At 70.0% G+C, this 16,969-nt stretch carries 13 protein-coding genes; 7 read left to right on the top strand and 6 right to left on the bottom strand.

The genetic code is table 11. The annotated features are described in order from the left end of the window. Positions 1-37: 37 nt before the first annotated feature. Complete coding sequence (locus JO379_RS16015) at positions 38-2,089, bottom strand: asparagine synthase-related protein (RefSeq protein WP_372449142.1); 2,052 nt, start codon at positions 2,087-2,089, stop codon at positions 38-40. Between the two features lie 941 nt (positions 2,090-3,030). On the opposite strand from JO379_RS16015, the gene JO379_RS16020 reads away from it, so the two are divergent. From JO379_RS16020 to JO379_RS16035, 4 genes are all read left to right on the top strand, one after another. After that, complete coding sequence (locus JO379_RS16020; RefSeq protein WP_130878781.1) at positions 3,031-4,551, top strand: NsdA family TPR-like regulatory protein; 1,521 nt, start codon at positions 3,031-3,033, stop codon at positions 4,549-4,551. Positions 4,552-4,933: 382 nt separating this feature from the next. Then, a complete protein-coding gene (lhgD, locus tag JO379_RS16025; RefSeq protein ID WP_207303935.1) occupies positions 4,934-6,142 on the top strand; it encodes an L-2-hydroxyglutarate dehydrogenase in 1,209 nt (402 codons plus the stop codon). Positions 6,143-6,386: 244 nt separating this feature from the next. Continuing rightward, a complete protein-coding gene (trmB, locus tag JO379_RS16030; RefSeq protein ID WP_245382178.1) occupies positions 6,387-7,112 on the top strand; it encodes a tRNA (guanosine(46)-N7)-methyltransferase TrmB in 726 nt (241 codons plus the stop codon). 205 nt (positions 7,113-7,317) lie between these two features. Beyond that, positions 7,318-8,655: a PrsW family intramembrane metalloprotease gene (locus tag JO379_RS16035; protein ID WP_130878843.1), complete on the top strand. Its 1,338-nt coding sequence runs from the start codon at positions 7,318-7,320 to the stop codon at positions 8,653-8,655. Positions 8,656-8,704: 49 nt separating this feature from the next. Here the strand turns inward: JO379_RS16035 and JO379_RS16040 are convergent, their stop codons facing one another. Beyond that, on the bottom strand, positions 8,705-9,796 hold the full coding sequence (locus JO379_RS16040) for an MrcB family domain-containing protein (RefSeq protein ID WP_209515459.1): 1,092 nt from the start codon (positions 9,794-9,796) through the stop codon (positions 8,705-8,707). 161 nt (positions 9,797-9,957) lie between these two features. Here JO379_RS16040 and JO379_RS16045 point away from each other — a divergent pair, with 161 nt between their 5' ends. Then, positions 9,958-13,098 (top strand): DEAD/DEAH box helicase, encoded by a 3,141-nt coding sequence (locus JO379_RS16045; RefSeq protein ID WP_209515460.1) that lies wholly within the window; start codon positions 9,958-9,960, stop codon positions 13,096-13,098. A 19-nt stretch (positions 13,099-13,117) separates the two neighbouring features. Here the strand turns inward: JO379_RS16045 and JO379_RS33930 are convergent, their stop codons facing one another. Continuing rightward, positions 13,118-13,300 carry a hypothetical protein gene (locus tag JO379_RS33930; RefSeq protein ID WP_307842231.1) on the bottom strand — a complete coding sequence of 61 codons (183 nt, stop codon included), beginning with the start codon at positions 13,298-13,300 and terminating at the stop codon, positions 13,118-13,120. On the opposite strand from JO379_RS33930, the gene JO379_RS33935 reads away from it, so the two are divergent. Then, a complete protein-coding gene (locus JO379_RS33935; RefSeq protein WP_307842212.1) occupies positions 13,230-13,376 on the top strand; it encodes a DUF397 domain-containing protein in 147 nt (48 codons plus the stop codon). The two genes, JO379_RS33930 and JO379_RS33935, sit on opposite strands and share 71 nt — an antisense overlap. Here the strand turns inward: JO379_RS33935 and JO379_RS16055 are convergent. Further along, entirely contained in the window at positions 13,322-13,900 is a 579-nt protein-coding gene (locus JO379_RS16055) for an N-acetyltransferase (RefSeq protein WP_245381476.1), read from the bottom strand. The two genes, JO379_RS33935 and JO379_RS16055, sit on opposite strands and share 55 nt — an antisense overlap. A gap of 125 nt (positions 13,901-14,025) precedes the next feature. Between JO379_RS16055 and JO379_RS16060 the strand changes: the two genes are divergently transcribed. Beyond that, positions 14,026-14,325 carry a hypothetical protein gene (locus tag JO379_RS16060; RefSeq protein WP_209515465.1) on the top strand — a complete coding sequence of 100 codons (300 nt, stop codon included), beginning with the start codon at positions 14,026-14,028 and terminating at the stop codon, positions 14,323-14,325. A gap of 50 nt (positions 14,326-14,375) precedes the next feature. Here the strand turns inward: JO379_RS16060 and JO379_RS16065 are convergent, their stop codons facing one another. Then, on the bottom strand, positions 14,376-15,320 hold the full coding sequence (locus tag JO379_RS16065; protein ID WP_209515468.1) for an aldo/keto reductase: 945 nt from the start codon (positions 15,318-15,320) through the stop codon (positions 14,376-14,378). Positions 15,321-15,401: 81 nt separating this feature from the next. Next, positions 15,402-16,904 carry an MFS transporter gene (locus JO379_RS16070; protein WP_130878770.1) on the bottom strand — a complete coding sequence of 501 codons (1,503 nt, stop codon included), beginning with the start codon at positions 16,902-16,904 and terminating at the stop codon, positions 15,402-15,404. Positions 16,905-16,969: the final 65 nt, after the last annotated feature.

Here is a 16,969-nt window from a genome sequence, read left to right on the forward strand (position 1 = left end):
CGGCAAGACGGGCCCGCAGTCGGCACGACAACCCGCCTCACAGGCTGGGCCTCCGCACCACCCCGCCCGCCACCGCCCGCTGCCGGGGCGCCGCCGAGCCCGTCCAGCAGGTGCCGCGCCGTGCGAGCAGGCGGCGCAGCCAGATCTCCGTCGAGACCAGCTCCGCGAGGCCGTCCAGTGGCAGTGCTTCGCCCTCGGCTGCCGCGTGGAGTGCGGCCCGTACGACCCTGGCGTCGATGAGCCCGGCGTCGGCGAGCAGGGGTGCGGCGAAGAGTTCCATGAGCGGATCCACGGAGGCCCGGAGTCCCGCCCGTGCCGCCGCCGCGTGGGCGGCGTGCGAGGTGGCGCCCCAGCCGGGTGGCAGTTCGCGGATGCCGGAACCGGCGAGTACGGCGCGCAGGACCGAGGCGCGGGCCCCCGGCTGCACCCGGAGCGCCTCGGGGAGCGCGCGGCAGGCCCGTACGACCTGGTTGTCGAGGAAGGGGGCGTGGAGGCGCTGGCTGCGGATCTCCGCGGCTTGTTCGAAGACGCGGTGGTCGGCCGCGTGGCGGGCGAGTGCGGCGGCGGCGCGGCGTTCGCCGGGGCGTTGCATGAGTCCTGTCGGCCGGACCGCGGCGGCCTGGAGGCGAACCGATACTTCGGCGAGTGCCTCGCCCGTGAGCCAGCGTGCGGCGGGCCCGGGCCGGCACCAGGTGAGGGCGGCCAGTGAGGCGTCGACGGCACCGACGGCTCCGCCCGTGACCGGCTCATCGGCCTGGTGGGAGGCGGCGAAGCCGGGGCGGAGCAACCGGGCGGCGAGCTCTTCCAGGCCTTCGCGGTAGGACGTGCGGGCCAGTCGGCGGGCGGCGCGGTAGACGGTGAAGGGGACGAAGAGGGACTGTGCAGTGGCCCCGTCGGCGCGGGCCAGGGCCGAGACGGGTCTCAGGAGGTGGCGCCGCCGCCGGTCCATCAGCAGATCGGCCAGACGGGCGGGGTGTGCGTCCAGCACCTGGCGGGCGCCGTTGCCGACGAGGTGGTCCGCGCTGCCCGCGGCCAGCCGGTGCCGGTGCCGCTCGGCGGTGACGAGGGCGGGGCCGGGTTCGTCGGTGAGGGGGCCGCTGCTCAGGTCGGCGTACGGGAGGGCTTCCGGGCCCGCCGCGACGACGACGTGGCGGAGCCGGGGGTTGGTGGCGATGGCGTGGGCGCGGGCGATCTCGGCCTCGCGTGGCCGCCCGGCCTCCGCGGCGAGGTCGTTGAAGGTGACGGCGAGGAGCCGCTCGCCCGCGCCCGCGCCGAGGCCCGGAGGCGTGCCGGGCATGCCGGGCAGCCCGGCGGCGAGCAGGGCCAGCGTCGCGGAGGCGCTGCCGCCGGAGAGGTCGGCGCCGATCCCGGCGGCCGGTGCGCCGCGCGCGGCGCGGCGCTGTGCCGGTCCCATGCCGGGTACGGGGCCGGGGTCGCGGTCTCCGAAGCCGTGCTCGGGGGCGTGGCGAGGGGCGGCGAGCCGGGTCCGTACGGCTTCGACGAGGGCCTCCCGTACGCCCTCGACGGCTTGGTCCGGGGCGAGTTGGGGTGCGGCGATGGCGAGTGAGGCCATGGGTTCGTAGCCGGAGATGTCGCGGGAGCCGTCGCGCAGGATCAGCGCGTGGCCGGGCGGTACGCGGCGTACTCCCTTGTAGGGGGTGCTGTCGCCCAGGGCCTCCGGTGAGTCGGGGAGGGCGAGCAGGGCGGCGAGGTGGCCGACGTCGAGCTGTGCCTCGATGAGGTCGGCGAGGGGCAGGGCGGCGGTGGCGTAGGCCGTGCCGCCGGCCCAGGCGGTGTGGAAGACGGGCCGGGCGCCGGCCAGGTCCCCGGCGATGGTGACGCGCCGGCCGACCTGGGCGACGGCGGTGTAGCTGCCGGGCCAGGCGGTGAGGTGTCGCAGGGCGCCGCCGCGGGCGGCGAGCAGGCCCACGCGCAGTTCCTCGTCGCTCGCGCCGCAGCGGCCGAGGACGGCGAGGCGGGTGGCGGGGTCGTCCCGGACGACGCGCACCTCGTCGGGTCTCCAGTCACCGACGGCCCAGAGGGGGCCGGGGTCGCCCCAGAGCAGCTGGGCGCCGACGGGGTGGACCATGGGCGGACCCGGGTCGTCGGGGTGGTCGGGGCGGCTGGGATGATCAAGGTCCGGGGAGTCGGTGCCGGAGTACGCGGCGGGGCGCGGACCGGTCCCGGCGGCGGTGCTGCTCCACCCCACCAACCAGCGCATTGCCGCCTCCACAGGCTGTGGACAACCAACCGATAGCAGTCATCATGCACAGTGAGCCACTGGTTGCGACATCGAAACAGGCAACACATGGGTTGCGTTCCGTCCCCCAACTCGCCTGATAGCGGGGTGAAGTGGCGTGGCGCCGTCCCGCTCGTGGCTCGCGTGCGAGTTCATGCTGCCACGGGTGACTGACACCGGCCGGGATCGACGTCCCGGACGTTGCACACCATCCGGCACGCGCGCGTGGACGCATGGAACGGCCTTACGTACGCGTGGAGTTAGCGGGGGGTTTGGCTGGCGTGAGCGACACGGCACGCACACCGCCCCGGAGGCATCACGCGCGGCCACGGAAGCCTCAACGGCCGGCCATACGAAGCCACAACAGCCGGGCATACGCTCGAATCAGGCCAAACTCCGGCCGTCCGCTTCAAGGGGGCGCACTCGTGCAGTGCTTCCGCCCGTACGTCCCTGAACGTCACAGTCCGGGAGGCGCTGACCGCCTCCCGGACCGTTCCGCCGCCCGCGGGGAATGAGGCGGCGGCTTCCCCCAGCCCACTGGATCCAGTACAGCGGGCCAACCCACGCATGTTCCATGGAAGCGCTCCCGCAATGGCCCGGACCAGAGCGCACGGGTGGGCGCACGGCCACACACAACCGGAGCACGTGCCCCTCAATGCACGTACATGCGGACCAGAATCTCGCCATCCGGGACAACGCCCCTTAACGGTCGGGATGCGGGGAACTACGCTGGGTTTACGAATGCCCCGTGCCTATGCCGGGGCGGGCGTCACTGTTGTCGAGGGGTGCGCATGTCCAGGGAGCCACGCGGGCCGAACGAGAAGCTGGGCACCGTCCTCGCCCTCGCAGGGATCAGCAACGCCGGTCTCGCGCGCAGGGTCAACGACCTCGGTGCGCAGCGGGGATTGACGCTTCGCTACGACAAGACGTCGGTCGCCAGGTGGGTTTCCAAGGGAATGGTGCCGCAGGGCGCCGCGCCGCACCTGATCGCCGCCGCGATCGCCGGCAAGCTCGGCCGCCCGGTGCCCCTGCACGAGATCGGGCTCGCGGACGCCGATCCCGCGCCCGAGGTCGGGCTCTCCTTTCCGCGCGATGTCGGCCAGGCGGTGCGCTCCGCCACGGAGCTCTACAGGCTGGATCTCGCCGGTCGGCGGGGTGGAGGCGGTATCTGGCAGAGCCTGGCGGGATCGTTCGCCGTCAGCGCGTACGCCACGCCCGCGTCACGCTGGCTGATATCCCCCACCGACGCCTCGGTCGCCCGCGAGGCCCCGGCTGCGACTGCGGCCAAGGACGGCGAGGCGCCCACGTCCACGAACGGCACCGCGAGTACCAACGGCCACGGCACCTCGGGGGGCGGCGGCCACGTCGGCGGCGGTACGGACAGCGGCTTACCGCAGCGGGTGGGCCACAGCGACGTGGCCAAGCTGCGGGAGGCGGCGGACGATGCCCGCCGCTGGGACTCCAAGTACGGCGGCGGGGACTGGCGTTCGTCGATGGTCCCGGAGTGCCTGCGGGTGGACGCGGCACCCCTGTTGCTCGGTTCGTACAGCGACGAAGTGGGGCGCGCCCTGTTCGGGGCCACGGCCGAACTGACCCGGCTCGCCGGGTGGATGGCCTTCGACACCGGCCAGCAGGAGGCCGCGCAGCGCTACTACATCCAGGCGCTGCGGCTGGCCCGCGCGGCGGCCGACGTCCCGCTGGGCGGCTATGTGCTGGCCTCGATGAGTCTCCAGGCCACGTACCGCGGCTTCGCCGACGAGGGCGTGGACCTCGCCCAGGCGGCCCTGGAGCGCAACCGCGGCCTGGCCACCGCCCGCACGATGAGCTTCTTCCGTCTGGTCGAGGCGCGCGCCCAGGCGAAGGCGGGGGACGCCCAGGCCTGCGCGGCGGCGCTCAAGGCCGCCGAGGGGTGGCTGGAGCGGGCACGCTCGGGCGACGCGGACCCGCCCTGGCTGGGCTTCCACTCCGAGGAGCGCTTCGCGGCCGACGCCGCCGAGTGCTACCGCGATCTGCGGATGCCCCGGCAGGTCCAGCGCTTCACCGAGCAGGCGCTGGCCCGGCCGACGGAGGAGTTCGTGCGCTCGCACGGGCTGCGGCTGGTGGTGTCGGCGGTCGCGGAGCTGGAGTCGGGCAATCTGGATGCGGCGTGCGCGGCGGGGACGCGGGCGGTGGAGGTCGCGGGGCGGATCTCCTCGGCGCGGACGACCGAGTACGTGCGGGACCTGCTGCACCGGCTGGAGCCGTACGGGGACGAGCCGCGCGTCGTCGAGCTGCGGGAGCGGGCGCGGCCGCTGCTGGTGGCGCCCGCGTGACAGTGGTGGTGCGGGCCCTGTGGTCCGCTCCCCGCTGCGCGGTGGTGTCCTCCGGGCGGGCTGAACTGCTGAGCCCAGCCCGATCAAGCCCGCTGGGGGCACCTCCCAGCGGTAGCTGGGGGAGATCGAGGACGCGCCCGCAGGGTGCCCGCCGCCCGCAGGCGGCCCCACGGCCCGCAGCCGGAGATCCGCCGGACAGGCAAGGGCATTCCTGGCAATCCCCGCTGGTGAAGCCCCTGATCCGCTCGGGTTTCGGGCCGTTGTCAGTGGTGCAGGTCATGATGGGGACCGTGGGTGAGGCGCTGAGGGGTGCCGAGTGTTCCGGTGCCGGCTGCTCCCGGGAGCGTGCCGGCTGTCCCGGGGAGCGCGGGGAGGTGACGTGGTGACGGCGTACGACTGCGATGTGCTGGTGGTCGGGGGCGGAATCGTGGGGCTGTCCACGGCGTACGCGATCACGCGGGCCGCGCCCGGCACGAGCGTCATCGTGCTGGAGAAGGAGTCGGGGCCCGCGCGCCACCAGACCGGGCGCAACAGCGGGGTGATCCACAGCGGGATCTATTACCGCCCGGGGTCGTTCAAGGCGCGGTTCGCGGTGCAGGGCGCGGCGGAGATGGTGAAGTTCTGCGCGGAGTACGACCTGCCGCACGAGGTGACAGGCAAGCTGATCGTCGCCACGGACCACGCGGAGCTGCCGAGGCTGCACGCCCTGGCCCAGCGCGGCCGGGAGAACGGCATTCCCGTGCGCGAGCTGGGCCGCGCCCAGATAGCGGAGTACGAGCCGTGGGTGCGCGGCATCGGCGCCATCCACGTCGGCACCACCGGCGTGTGCGACTACGGCGCGGTGGCCGCCCGGCTGGCCGGTCTGGCGGAGGATGCCGGGGCATCGGTGCGTTACGGGGCGGAGGTGCGGGTCGTCGGGCGACGTCCCGGGGCGGTCGCGGTGCGCACGGCAGGGGGCGAGGTGCTGCGCGCCAGGGTGCTGGTCAATTGCGCGGGCCTGTACAGCGACCGGGTGGCCCGGCTGGCGGGTGACGACCCGGGCATGCGGATCGTCCCCTTCCGTGGGGAGTACTTCGAGCTGGCCCCGTCCCGCGCGGACCTGGTGCGCGGCCTGGTCTATCCCGTCCCGGACCCGGCGTTCCCCTTCCTCGGCGTCCATCTCACCCGCGGCATCGACGGCACCGTCCACCTGGGGCCGAACGCGGTCCCGGCCCTGGCCCGCGAGGGATACGCCCGGGGGACCGTGCACCCCGGCGAGCTGGCGGGGACGCTGGCCTACCCCGGCTCCTGGCGCATAGCCCGCCGCCACTGGCGGTACGGCGCGGGCGAGGTCCGGCGCTCGCTGTCCAAGCGCGCGTTCGCGAACGAGGTGCGCAGGCTGCTGCCCGACGTGACCGAGGCCGATCTGATACCGGCCCCGGCAGGGGTGCGGGCCCAGGCGGTCCTGCGGGACGGCACGCTGGTGGACGACTTCCTGTTCGCGGAGTCGCACCGGATGGTGCACGTGCTGAACGCGCCGTCACCGGCGGCGACGGCGTCGCTGCCGATCGGCCGGGAAGTGGCGCGGAGGGCGTTGGCGGCGATGGGATGAGGGTTGATCGCCCGGCCGACCGCCCGGCCGACCGCCCGGCCGATCGTCGGTGGACCGGCCGGGGCACGCCCGCGCGCGGCGAGAACCCCTGGCCCCACCGCCCCCTGCCTGCCCCTCCATGCCTGCCCCGTGTCCTGACCCTTTCCGCCGTCCGCCCCACCGCCCGTAGAATCGAACCACTGTGTCCGAGAACCTCACCTCCCCAGAAGCCGACGCCCAGCCCGGTCGTGACCGGCGCGAGCCGATGTTCCCCGGCGGCCCCGCCGCCGACCCGGCGGGCTCGCACCACGAACGTCGCATCCGCTCGTTCCAGCCGCGCCGCAGCCGGGTGACCACCGGCCAGGGCGACGCGCTGCGCCGCCTGTGGTCGCGGTGGGGCCTGGACATCGACGGCCTGCGCCGCCTCGACCTCGGCGAGCTGTTCGGCGACCCGAACCTGCCGGTCGTCCTGGAGATCGGCTTCGGCATGGGCGAGGCCACGGCCCAGATGGCTGCGGCCGACCCCGGCACCGGCATCCTGGCCTGCGATGTGCACACCCCCGGCCAGGGCAACCTGCTCGGCCTGGCCGAGCGGAACGGCCTGAATAACGTCCGGGTCGCGAACGGCGACGCGATCATCCTGCTCCGCGAGATGCTCGCCCCCGACTCCCTCGCCGGCATCCGCGTCTACTTCCCGGACCCGTGGCCGAAGGCGCGGCACCACAAGCGCCGTCTGATCCAGCCGGAGTTCCTCGCGCTCGCCGCGACCCGTCTGGCGCCCGGTGCGCTGCTGCACTGCGCGACCGACTGGGAGCCGTACGCCGAGCAGATGCTGGAGGTCATCACCGCCAGCCCCGACTTCGAGAACACCCAGCCCGACGGTGGCTTCGCGCCCCGACCCGAGTTCCGTCCGCTGACGCGGTTCGAGGGGCAGGGCCTGGACAAGGGCCACGTCGTGCACGACCTGCTGTTCCGCCGCAGAGCGTCGTAGGCACGGGCGGGCAGGGGCTGCCGGGGCCTGGCGTCAGCGCACCGAGCAGCCCTGACCTGCGGGAACACCAAACGGTACGGAACGGCACGATCGAGACGATCGTGCCGTCGGACGGGCGGAAATCCGTCCGCTCCCCACTCCATCCCTTCGTTAGGGTCATCGAGTGCACGAGTCCCCGTCCCCTCACCAGCCGCTTCCCGGGCCCATGCCGGCCTACGGGCAGCAGTCGTACGCCCGGCCGGTGCCGGCCTACGAACAGCAGCCGAGCTTCGCCGCCGTACCCGCGCCGGCACGCTGGCGCTACAAGCCGCGTCGCGCCCTGTGGGACAACAAGGCGGTACGCGCGGGGGCGGTGATGCTGCTGCTCGCGCTGTGCGGCCTGATCATCCTGGCGCTCGTGCGCGAGCAGACCGGCACCGAGGGCTTCCTGGTCGGGCTCGGCCTCGCCGTGCTGCCCGTACCCCTGCTCATAGCCGCGTTCCGCTGGATGGACCGCGTCGAACCCAAGCCCTGGCGGAATCTGATCTTCGCCTTCGCCTGGGGCGCGTGCGCGGCCACCCTCGTCGCCCTGCTGGCGAACACCTTCGCCACGAAGTGGCTCGTGAGCACCATCGACGTCTCCCAGCGCGCCGACGCCTGGGGCGCCACGTTCGTCGCACCGGTGGTGGAGGAGAGCGCCAAGGCGGCGGCGATCCTGCTGCTCTTCGTCTTCCGGCGCCGCGACTTCAACGGCATCGTCGACGGGGTTGTGATCGCCGGCCTCACCGCCACCGGCTTCGCCTTCACCGAGAACATCCTCTACCTCGGCAACGCCTTCGCCTCCGACCAGAGCTTCGGGCACTCGGGGCTGGGCTCGACGACGGTGGCGACGTTCTTCATGCGCGTACTGATGTCGCCGTTCGCCCACCCGCTCTTCACCTCGATGACAGGCCTCGGCTTCGGCATAGCCGCGACCTTCGGCCCCCGTCGGCCCGTCCTGCGCGTCGTCATCCCCATCGCCGCACTGCTGACCGCGATGGTCCTGCACGGCGTCTGGAACGGCTCGGCCACCCTCGGCGGCCTCGCCTTCCTCGCGGTCTACGCCCTCTTCATGGTCCCGGTCTTCGGCGTCCTGGTCTGGCTGACCATCTGGTCCCGCCAGAACGAGCTGCGCACAGTCCGCGCCCACCTCCCCGCCTACCAGGCCGCCGGCTGGCTCACCCCGCCCGAGCCCGTGGCCCTGTCCTCCATGCGCGCCCGAGGCATAGCCCGCGACATGGCCCGCCGCCACGGCGGCAAGCCCGCGGCCCACGCGGTAGCCGAGTACATCTCCTTCGCGACGTCCCTGGCCTTCCTCCGCCAACGCGCCTACCGCGGCACGGCAGGCCCGGACTTCACCGCCCGCGAGCAGGAACTCCTCCACCACCTCTGGCAACGCAAGCACATAGCCCAACCGGCACTGGCGAGCGCGGCGACAACGGTCCCCATGCCGTTCGTCCCCCCACCGGGCCCGTGGGCGGGCGGGTACCAGGGGTACCCACAGCAGCCGGGCCGGCATTTCTGACGCGATCCTCTGGCCCCGCTTGTGAGCCGTAGGCGCAGGATCGTTTCTGTCAGTCGACCAGACCCCACGAGACGGCAGAGGCCGAACCGGCCCAGCCGTCGAGGGTCCTCCAGACGGCGGCGATCCCGTGCTGTTCGAGGTACTCCGCGTATACGTGGATGTCCTCAGTGAAGAGGGCCAGGAGATGGGGCTTGGCCTGCCCCTGAACCTCGTACCAGAAGTACCTGTACTCGAGGAGCTGGCCTACCGCTTCCCGAACAGCTGTGGTGGGGTTTCCGCGCTTGACGGTCTTGGCTTCCACCAGCCACTCGGCGCCGTTCTGCCGCAGGACCAGGTCCCTGGGGTGCACCTTCTCGGTGATGGGAACGAACCCGCGCTCAAGCGCGTACGGGCCGAAGGCCTCTACCAGGCTCTCGTGGATTCGCTGCTTCGTAAGGGTGCGCTCAGGAATGTGCGCCAGGTAGTCGCTGGCATTCTTCGGGCGGAAGAGATCGAGGCCCGTGGCCTGGCCATGCGGTGCTGGCACGTACCCCACCTGGAGGCCGTTCGGGCCTTCCTCCTCGATGAGTTGCGGCTCGATGAGGGCTGCCTGTTGCAAGACGTCCGTCATGTGCCAGAGGTCGCCTCGGATACACATCTCTGACGGCATGTTGGACACCGCGTAGCAGCGGGCTCCGACACTCCCTGCCTCATACGACAGGGCCCTGTCGACCGCGCAGCTCAGCACCAACGGGTTGTCCCAGCCCGCCATCAGGGCCTCAGGGAGCCCCGCCCGCAAGCGTTGTGCTCTTGCCTTCAGGAAAGCCCGACGCTTTGCCCCCCGCCCCAGCTTCTTCTCCAGGCTTGTCACGCCCTGCTGAAGTGTGAGCGACACCGTCTTGAGGTCGGCAGAGAAGATGTACGCCAGGTACAAGCCACGCTTGGGGTCACTAGTGATCTCGGGGTCGTACACCCCGATCCAAGGCGTCCGACTGGGACCACCGCTTCCCCCGTTCCCCTTTGCCCGAAGCTCTCCAGGAAGGAACGGTGCCAGGGTCTGGCCAGCCGCACGGAGGAGGTCCTGGGCGTAGACGCCCTTGGAGGTGTCCGCATTCGCATCGTAGTTCGCGGCTATCTCAACGAGTGCATCCCTGATCCCCATGCGCAGACAGTACGCAAGTGCGATCGAGATTGCCCGAGTGGAGTCCAACTCAACCTCCTTGGCGCCCAGATGCGATCTTCCGGGTGATCGTTCCCGGCCGGTCTGTCGGTGGTCGCTGATAGAACAGGCAGCAGCATCCGACGAGGCGAGGAGACGCTGTTGTGAGCACGCCCTTCGAGCACGGTGTTACCCCTCCGCCCGGCCTCTACGAGAGCCTGATCACCTCGCGTCTTGAACAGCACCTTCAAGATCTCCATGCGAGCGGCTGGCGTACTGCCGAGCAGAAGGTGGGTGATCAATCCTCGCCCCATGTCCTTGCTCGACACATCGCTGACATCGTCCGGCAGGTCCTCGTCTCCCTGCCTCCCGACGAGCGAGTCAAGGAAGCCAACCGCATCTTGGAGACCCTGAACACTCGCGATGGTGCACAGGAACTGGTCGAGTACATCGCGGCTGGGCCAAGGCAGTTGCTCTCCATCGCGGAGCAGGAGGCACCGGGTGTCTACACCCTGCGACCCGCCACGCCACTGTCCGAGACAGCGCTGATTACGAACTCCCCCGAAGATCCCAATCTCGGGTTTGAGCTCCGCGCCGAGTTGGCCACCGCCGACCGCGTGGATCTCTTGTGCGCTTTCGTGAAGTGGCACGGCCTGCGCGTGCTCGAGGGACCGCTCAAGGCTGCCGCAGCGCGAGGCGTGCCCATCAGGGTCATCACCACTACGTACATCGGCGCTACTGAGCGCGCTGCTCTAGATCGGCTGGTCAAGGACTTCGGCGCGGAGGTCAAGGTCAACTACGAGCTGCGATCGACCCGGCTTCACGCGAAGGCCTGGCTCTTCCGCAGGAACAGTGGCTACGACACCGCATACGTCGGCAGCTCCAATCTCTCTCGGGCTGCGCTTCTCGACGGTCTGGAGTGGAACGTCCGGCTGTCCTCTGTAGCGACTCCTGCGGTGCTCAGGAAATTTGAGGCCACCTTCGACTCCTACTGGAGCGAGCCAGCCTTTGAGCCTTACGACCCTGACAAGGACGCCGAGCGGTTGATGGCTGCCCTCGCCCAGGCCAGCGGTAGGCAGCGGGGCGACACCACGTCCATCAGTCTCTCTGGGCTCGAGGTCAGGCCGTACCCACACCAGAAGGACATGCTGGAGCGGTTGCAGATCGAGCGCGATCTCCACGGCCGGCACCGAAACCTCCTCGTCGCCGCCACCGGCACGGGCAAGACCGTGATGGCCGCCCTCGATTACAAAGCGCTCAAGAGGAAGCACCAGGGACGTGACCTCAAGCTCCTCTTTGTCGCTCACCGCCAAGAAATCTTGAAGCAGTCCCTGCGCACCTACCAGGACGTGCTGATCGATCCGAACTTCGGCGAGCTTTCAGTCGGAGGGGAGGTCCCGGACAACTGGACGCACGTGTTCGCCAGTGTCCAGTCTCTGAACGCCCGGTCGCTCGAACGGTTCGCCCCGGATCACTTCGACGTCATCGTCATCGACGAGTTCCACCATGGCGTCTCTCCGACCTATCGGCGGATCATCGATCACTTCCAGCCGATCGAGCTCCTTGGCCTTACGGCCACCCCGGAGAGGATGGACGGGCTCAACGTCCAGGATGAGTTCTTCGACGGCCACATCGCCGCCGAGATGCGCCTCTGGGAAGCACTGGAGAACGACCTGCTCAGCCCGTTCCACTACTTCGGCATCGCCGACAACGTGGACTTGGAAGGCCTCACTTGGAAACGAGGTGCCTACGACACGGGCGAGCTCGACAAGCTCTTCACCGGAAATCACGCCCGGGCTCGTCTGGTCGTCAAAGCGGTGCAGGACAAGGTGACCGACCCAGGCACCATGCGGGCACTGGGGTTCTGTGTGTCCGTCGCCCACGCTCGGTTCATGGCAGTTTTCTTCCGTCAGGCTGGGCTCAGCGCCAAAGCACTCGACGGCACCACGCCCGCCGCCGAGCGGGCGCAGGCGCTGACCGAGCTCCGAGATGGCAAGATCCAGGTTCTCTTCTCCGTTGACCTGTTCAACGAGGGTCTGGACATCCCTGACGTGGATACGCTCCTCCTGCTCCGTCCCACGTCCAGCGCTACGGTCTTCCTCCAGCAGCTCGGCCGAGGCCTTCGCCGCACCCCCGATAAGGCCGTGCTCACCGTGCTCGACTTCATCGGACAGCACCGCAAAGAGTTCCGCTTCGAAGAGCAGTTCCGCGCCCTCACCAACCTCACCCGCAAGCGCCTGGCCGACAACGTCGAGCAGGACTTCCCGCTGCTGCCTTCCGGATGCCAGATCGTCCTCGATCGAAAGTCGAAGGAGCGCATCCTCGACAACATCAAGAGCCAGATCAACGTCAATGTGACCCAGTTGACCCGCGAGGTCGCCTCCTACGCCCAGCCCCGACTGGCCGACTACCTCCGGGAGAGCCAGCGCGAGCTCAAGGAGCTCTACCGCTCCAACAACTCCTGGACCAGATTGCTGCGTAGAGCCAATCTCCTGAGCGGACCCGCGCCCGAGGGTGAAGATGCACTACTGAAGCGCGTCTCTGCCTTCCTCCACGTCGATGACCCCGCGCGGGTAGCGGCCTACAGCCGCATTCTGGTGGACGAACCCCCGACCTACGAGTCTCTCGACAGCCAGGGCCAGGCCTACGCCCGCATGCTGTTCTTCTCCCTGTGGCCCCTCGGTGGAGGCTTCACCTCATATGCCGAAGGCTTCAAGGCGCTGGGGGAGCAGTCAGCGTTCCGCAGCGAGCTGCAGCAGGTGCTCAGCTACAACCTGGAGCACACAGAGCACCTGCCCGTCGCGCTCGACGGTGACCACGCGGGCATCCCGCTGACGATTCACGCCGCCTACAGCCGAGAAGAGATCCTTCCCGCGCTGGAGCAAGCAAGCGTCGACGGCTTCCTCCCTGGGCACTTCCGTGAAGGCGTGAAGTGGTGCGAAAGCGTAAAGGTCGACGCTCTCCTCATCACTCTCGAGAAGGACGCCAAGGACTTCTCCCCCGAGACGCGCTACAAGGACTACGCGATGAGCCCGGAGATCTTCCACTGGGAATCGCAGAACCAAACGTCCAGCACTTCCCCGACGGGCCTGCGGTACCAAACCCATCGGCAGAAGGGCACCAGCGTCCTTCTCTTCGTCCGCCGATACAAGAAGACGGACATAGGCGGCCCTCAGCCCTGGATGCTTCTTGGGCCTGCCGACTACATCAAGCACAAGGGCAGCAACCCCATGGGCATCGAGTGGAAGCTCAAGCACGAGATGCCTGCCGACGTCTGGACGTACTCCGCCATTGCCGCAGGCTGAGGCGAAGGATGCGAGCCCCTCACCCGGCGGCTCCGGCTTCTGCTTCGAAGCGCACATGCGCCAGGTCGAGGGCGTAGTTGGGGTCGCCGTCATGGGCGCTGAGCCAGCGGAGAAGGTCCGCGATCAATCCGATTGCGACGAAGTGCGTCGAAGCCGCCTTCCGCGCGCGCCACACCGCCGTCCGCGACTCCAAAGACCCCACCCGCGCCACGCTCGCCTTCCCTCACCGCGCCTGGGCCGACTTCGTCGGAGCCATACGGATGGGGCGGCTCGGGTGAGGGCGTTGGCCGCCGGCGGTGGCGCCTGGGTGGGTGGGGGCCAGGAAGACCGCTATGTCGTTCTCCTTGCCCGGCAGTGGGCGTAGTTCGTGCCAGCCCAGGCGGTGGTAGGTCGCCATGGTGGCCGTGGCCTTGCGGGCGGTGAGGAGCCAGGAGCGGGCGGCGGGGGCGTCCGTGGTGAGTTCGGTGAGGAGGCGGCGGCCCAGGCCGTTGGCCCGGGAGCGGCGGCGGACGGCCAGTTCGTCGACCTCCAGGGCGCCCATCAGGAGGTCGGTGACGCGCTCCGGGCCCAGCTGAGCCGTGACCTTGCCGTACGCCCGCGCCGTCGGGAACGGCGGCTGCGTGAGCCAGCCCGTGGCGAAGCCCTCGATGCCTTCCGATGACTGGGAGACCGCCGCTCGGAAGCCGAGTCGCTGGGCATCAGTGGTGAGGCGGGTGCGGAAGTGACGAACGGATTCCTCGTCCTCGTTCCACGGTGGTGCCGTGAAGACCTCGGCGTACGCCTCGACCAGCGCATCAGCCAATCTCAGGACATTAGGCCCGTACCAGATCACCTGTGCGCTCCTCGGGTCGAAGCCTCCCTCAAGTAACGAATCTACGCGGGGTTAGCCTCGTGAGACCGAGCTTTTCCTTAGCCAGGAGGTGCCTTATGGGTCGGATTCCGACGTCTGTTGTAGCCGCGAGCGGGCTTGTGGGTGGTTATGGCGTTGCCCGCTGGACCAAGCAGCGGCCGCTCGGCGGGGTGGCGCTGGCCGCCGCCGGGGCCGTGGCCGCGCGGCAGTGGGCGCAGTCGTCCGGCGCCGGCAAGGCTGCCGCGCTGAGCGGGCTGTACGTCGCCGCGTTCGCCGGATCCCATCCGCTCGCCAAGAAGGTCGGCGCCTGGCCGTCCGTCTTCGCCGTCGCCGGTGGGGTCGCCCTCGCCTCCTGGGCCGTCGAGCGCAAGGGCTGACCGACGACCCACGGTTACGGGCCGGCCGCCCCGGCCCGTAACCGTTCCCCCTACGCCGACGCCTCCGTCAGACGCTTCAGCTCCGCCTCCGTCAGCGTCACGTCCGCCACCGCCAGCAGCGCCGGCAGCTGCTCCACCGTGCGCGCGCTCGCCAGCGGGGACGCCACCGTCGGCTGGGCGTTCAGCCACGCCAGGGCCACCGTGGCGACCTCGGCGTCGTGGGCCGTGGCCACCTCGTCCAGGGCCGCGAGGACGCGGCGGCCGCGCTCGGACTCCAGGTGCTTGCCGGCGCCCTCCGCCCGTGCGCTGTCCACGGACCGGCCCGGACGGTACTTGCCGGTGAGGAAGCCCGAGGCCAAAGCGAAGTACGGGACGGCCGCGAGGCCGTGGCGGGCGGCGACGTCGGCCAGGTCGCCCTCGTAGGTGTCGCGCGAGACCAGGTTGTAGTAGGGCTGGATCGCGGCGTACTTGGCGAGGCCCGACGCGTCGGAGAAGGCGAGGGCCTCGGCCAGCCGGTCCGCGGTGATGTTGGAGGCGGCGATCTCGCGGACCTTGCCCTCCTTCACCAGGGCGTCGAGGGCCGTGATGAACTCCTCCACCGGCACCGACGGGTCGTCGAAGTGCGTGTAGTAGAGGTCGATGTAGTCGGTGCGCAGCCGCCGCAGCGATTCCTCGACGCCCGACTTGATGGCGTTCGCGGACAGCCCGCGCTTCTCGGGTTGGCCGCCGCCGACCTTGGTGGCAAGGACGATGTCGGCGCGGTTGCCGCGGGAGGCGAACCAATTGCCGATGACGGTCTCGGATTCGCCGCCCTCGTTTCCCGGTGCCCACACGGAGTAGATGTCCGCGGTGTCGATGAAATTGCCGCCCGCCGCCGCGTACGCGTCGAGGACGGCGAAGGACTCCGCCTCGTCGGCCGTCCACCCGAAGACATTGCCGCCGAGGGCGAGCGGGTGGACAGAAAGGTTGCCGATCTTCTTGTGAATGTCAGCCATGGGGACACACAACAGCCGGGCAGAAGTTCGTATTCCGTCCGGTTCCGATTCCGGGGCCGCAACGCCCTCGCACCGATCCTTTCAAGCCTCGGCCGTCACCGCCCCCGCCTCCGGGGTGGGCGGGTCGGGCGGGCCCGGCGTCGACGGCTTCTTCGCCGTCGACAACGGCTCCGCGATGTCCTCCAGCGAGCGGCCCTCGGCCGGGACGGCCAGGAACGCTGCCACCAGCCCGGCCAGGCACATCAGCGCCGCGCCGATCTGGAAGGCCAGGACCGTGTCGCCGACGACGCCGCTCGCGGTCAGTGAGGCGAACAGCAGCGGGCCGCTGATGCCGCCCGCCGCCGTGCCCAGGGCGTAGAAGAAGGCGATCGCCATGGCCCGGGTCTCCATCGGGAAGACCTCCGAGACCGTGAGATAGGCGCTGCTCGCGCCCGCCGAGGCGAAGAAGAGGACGACGGCCCAGCAGGCGGTGAGGGTATTGGCGCTCAGATGCCCGCCGTCGAAGAGCGCGGCCGTGCCGAAGAGGAGCACACCGGACAGCAAATAAGTCGACGAGATCATGATGCGGCGGCCGATGGTGTCGAAAAGCCTGCCGAGGAACAGCGGGCCGAGGAAGTTGCCGACCGCTATCACCGCGAAGAAGTAGCCGGTGCGGGACGTGGACACGTCATAGAAGGTGGTGAGAATGGCCCCGAAGCCGAAGGTGATCGCGTTGTAGAGAAAGGCCTGGCCGATGAAGAGCGCGAGGCCGAGAATCGCCCGGCGCCGGTACTGGGAGAAGACCGTGCGGGCGATGGTGCCGAATCCGATGCTCTTGCGCTGGTGGATCGTGATCTGCCGCGTGGGTGGCGGCAGCACCTCGCCTTTCTCCATCTCGATGCGTTGCTCGATGGAGGCCACCAGCACTTCTGCCTCTTCGCCGCGTCCATGGATGAAGAGCCAGCGTGGGCTTTCCGGCACATGGCGCCGTACGAGCAGGATGGCCAGCCCCAGGACGACGCCGAAGCCGAAGGTGATCCGCCAGCCGAGGTCGGCCGGGAAGATGTTCGTGTCCAGCATCAGGATGGACAGCAGCGATCCGCCGATCGCACCGAGCCAGAAACTGCCGTTGATGATCAGGTCCACGCGGCCGCGGTAGGTGGCGGGGATCAGCTCGTCGATGGCGGAGTTGATGGCCGCGTACTCGCCGCCGATGCCGAAGCCCGTCAGGAAGCGGAAGAGGAAGAACCACCACGTGGAGAAGGAGAACGCGGTCATCGCGGTCGCCGCCAGATAGACGGCGAGCGTGATCATGAAAAGCTTTTTACGGCCGAAGAGGTCGGTCAGCCGGCCGAAGAAGAGCGCCCCGACGCAGGCGCCCGCGACGTACAGCGCCGCCGCCAGGCCCGTGACCTGCCCCGAGGTGATGGACAGGCCGCTGTCCTTCTCGGACAGACGCCCGGCGATATTGCCGACGACCGTGACCTCCAGCCCGTCCAGGATCCAGACGGTGCCGAGGCCGATCACCACCGTCCAGTGCCACCGGGACCAGGGCAGCCGGTCGAGGCGGGCAGGCACTGAGGTGGTGATCGTCGCATCCGTCACACACCCCGAGTTCCCACCTGAACCTGAAGCATTCGTGGCAAAGGTGTGGTTATCGGGACCGATTA

The organism is Streptomyces syringium (assembly GCF_017876625.1).
Lineage (GTDB): Bacteria > Actinomycetota > Actinomycetes > Streptomycetales > Streptomycetaceae > Streptomyces > Streptomyces syringius.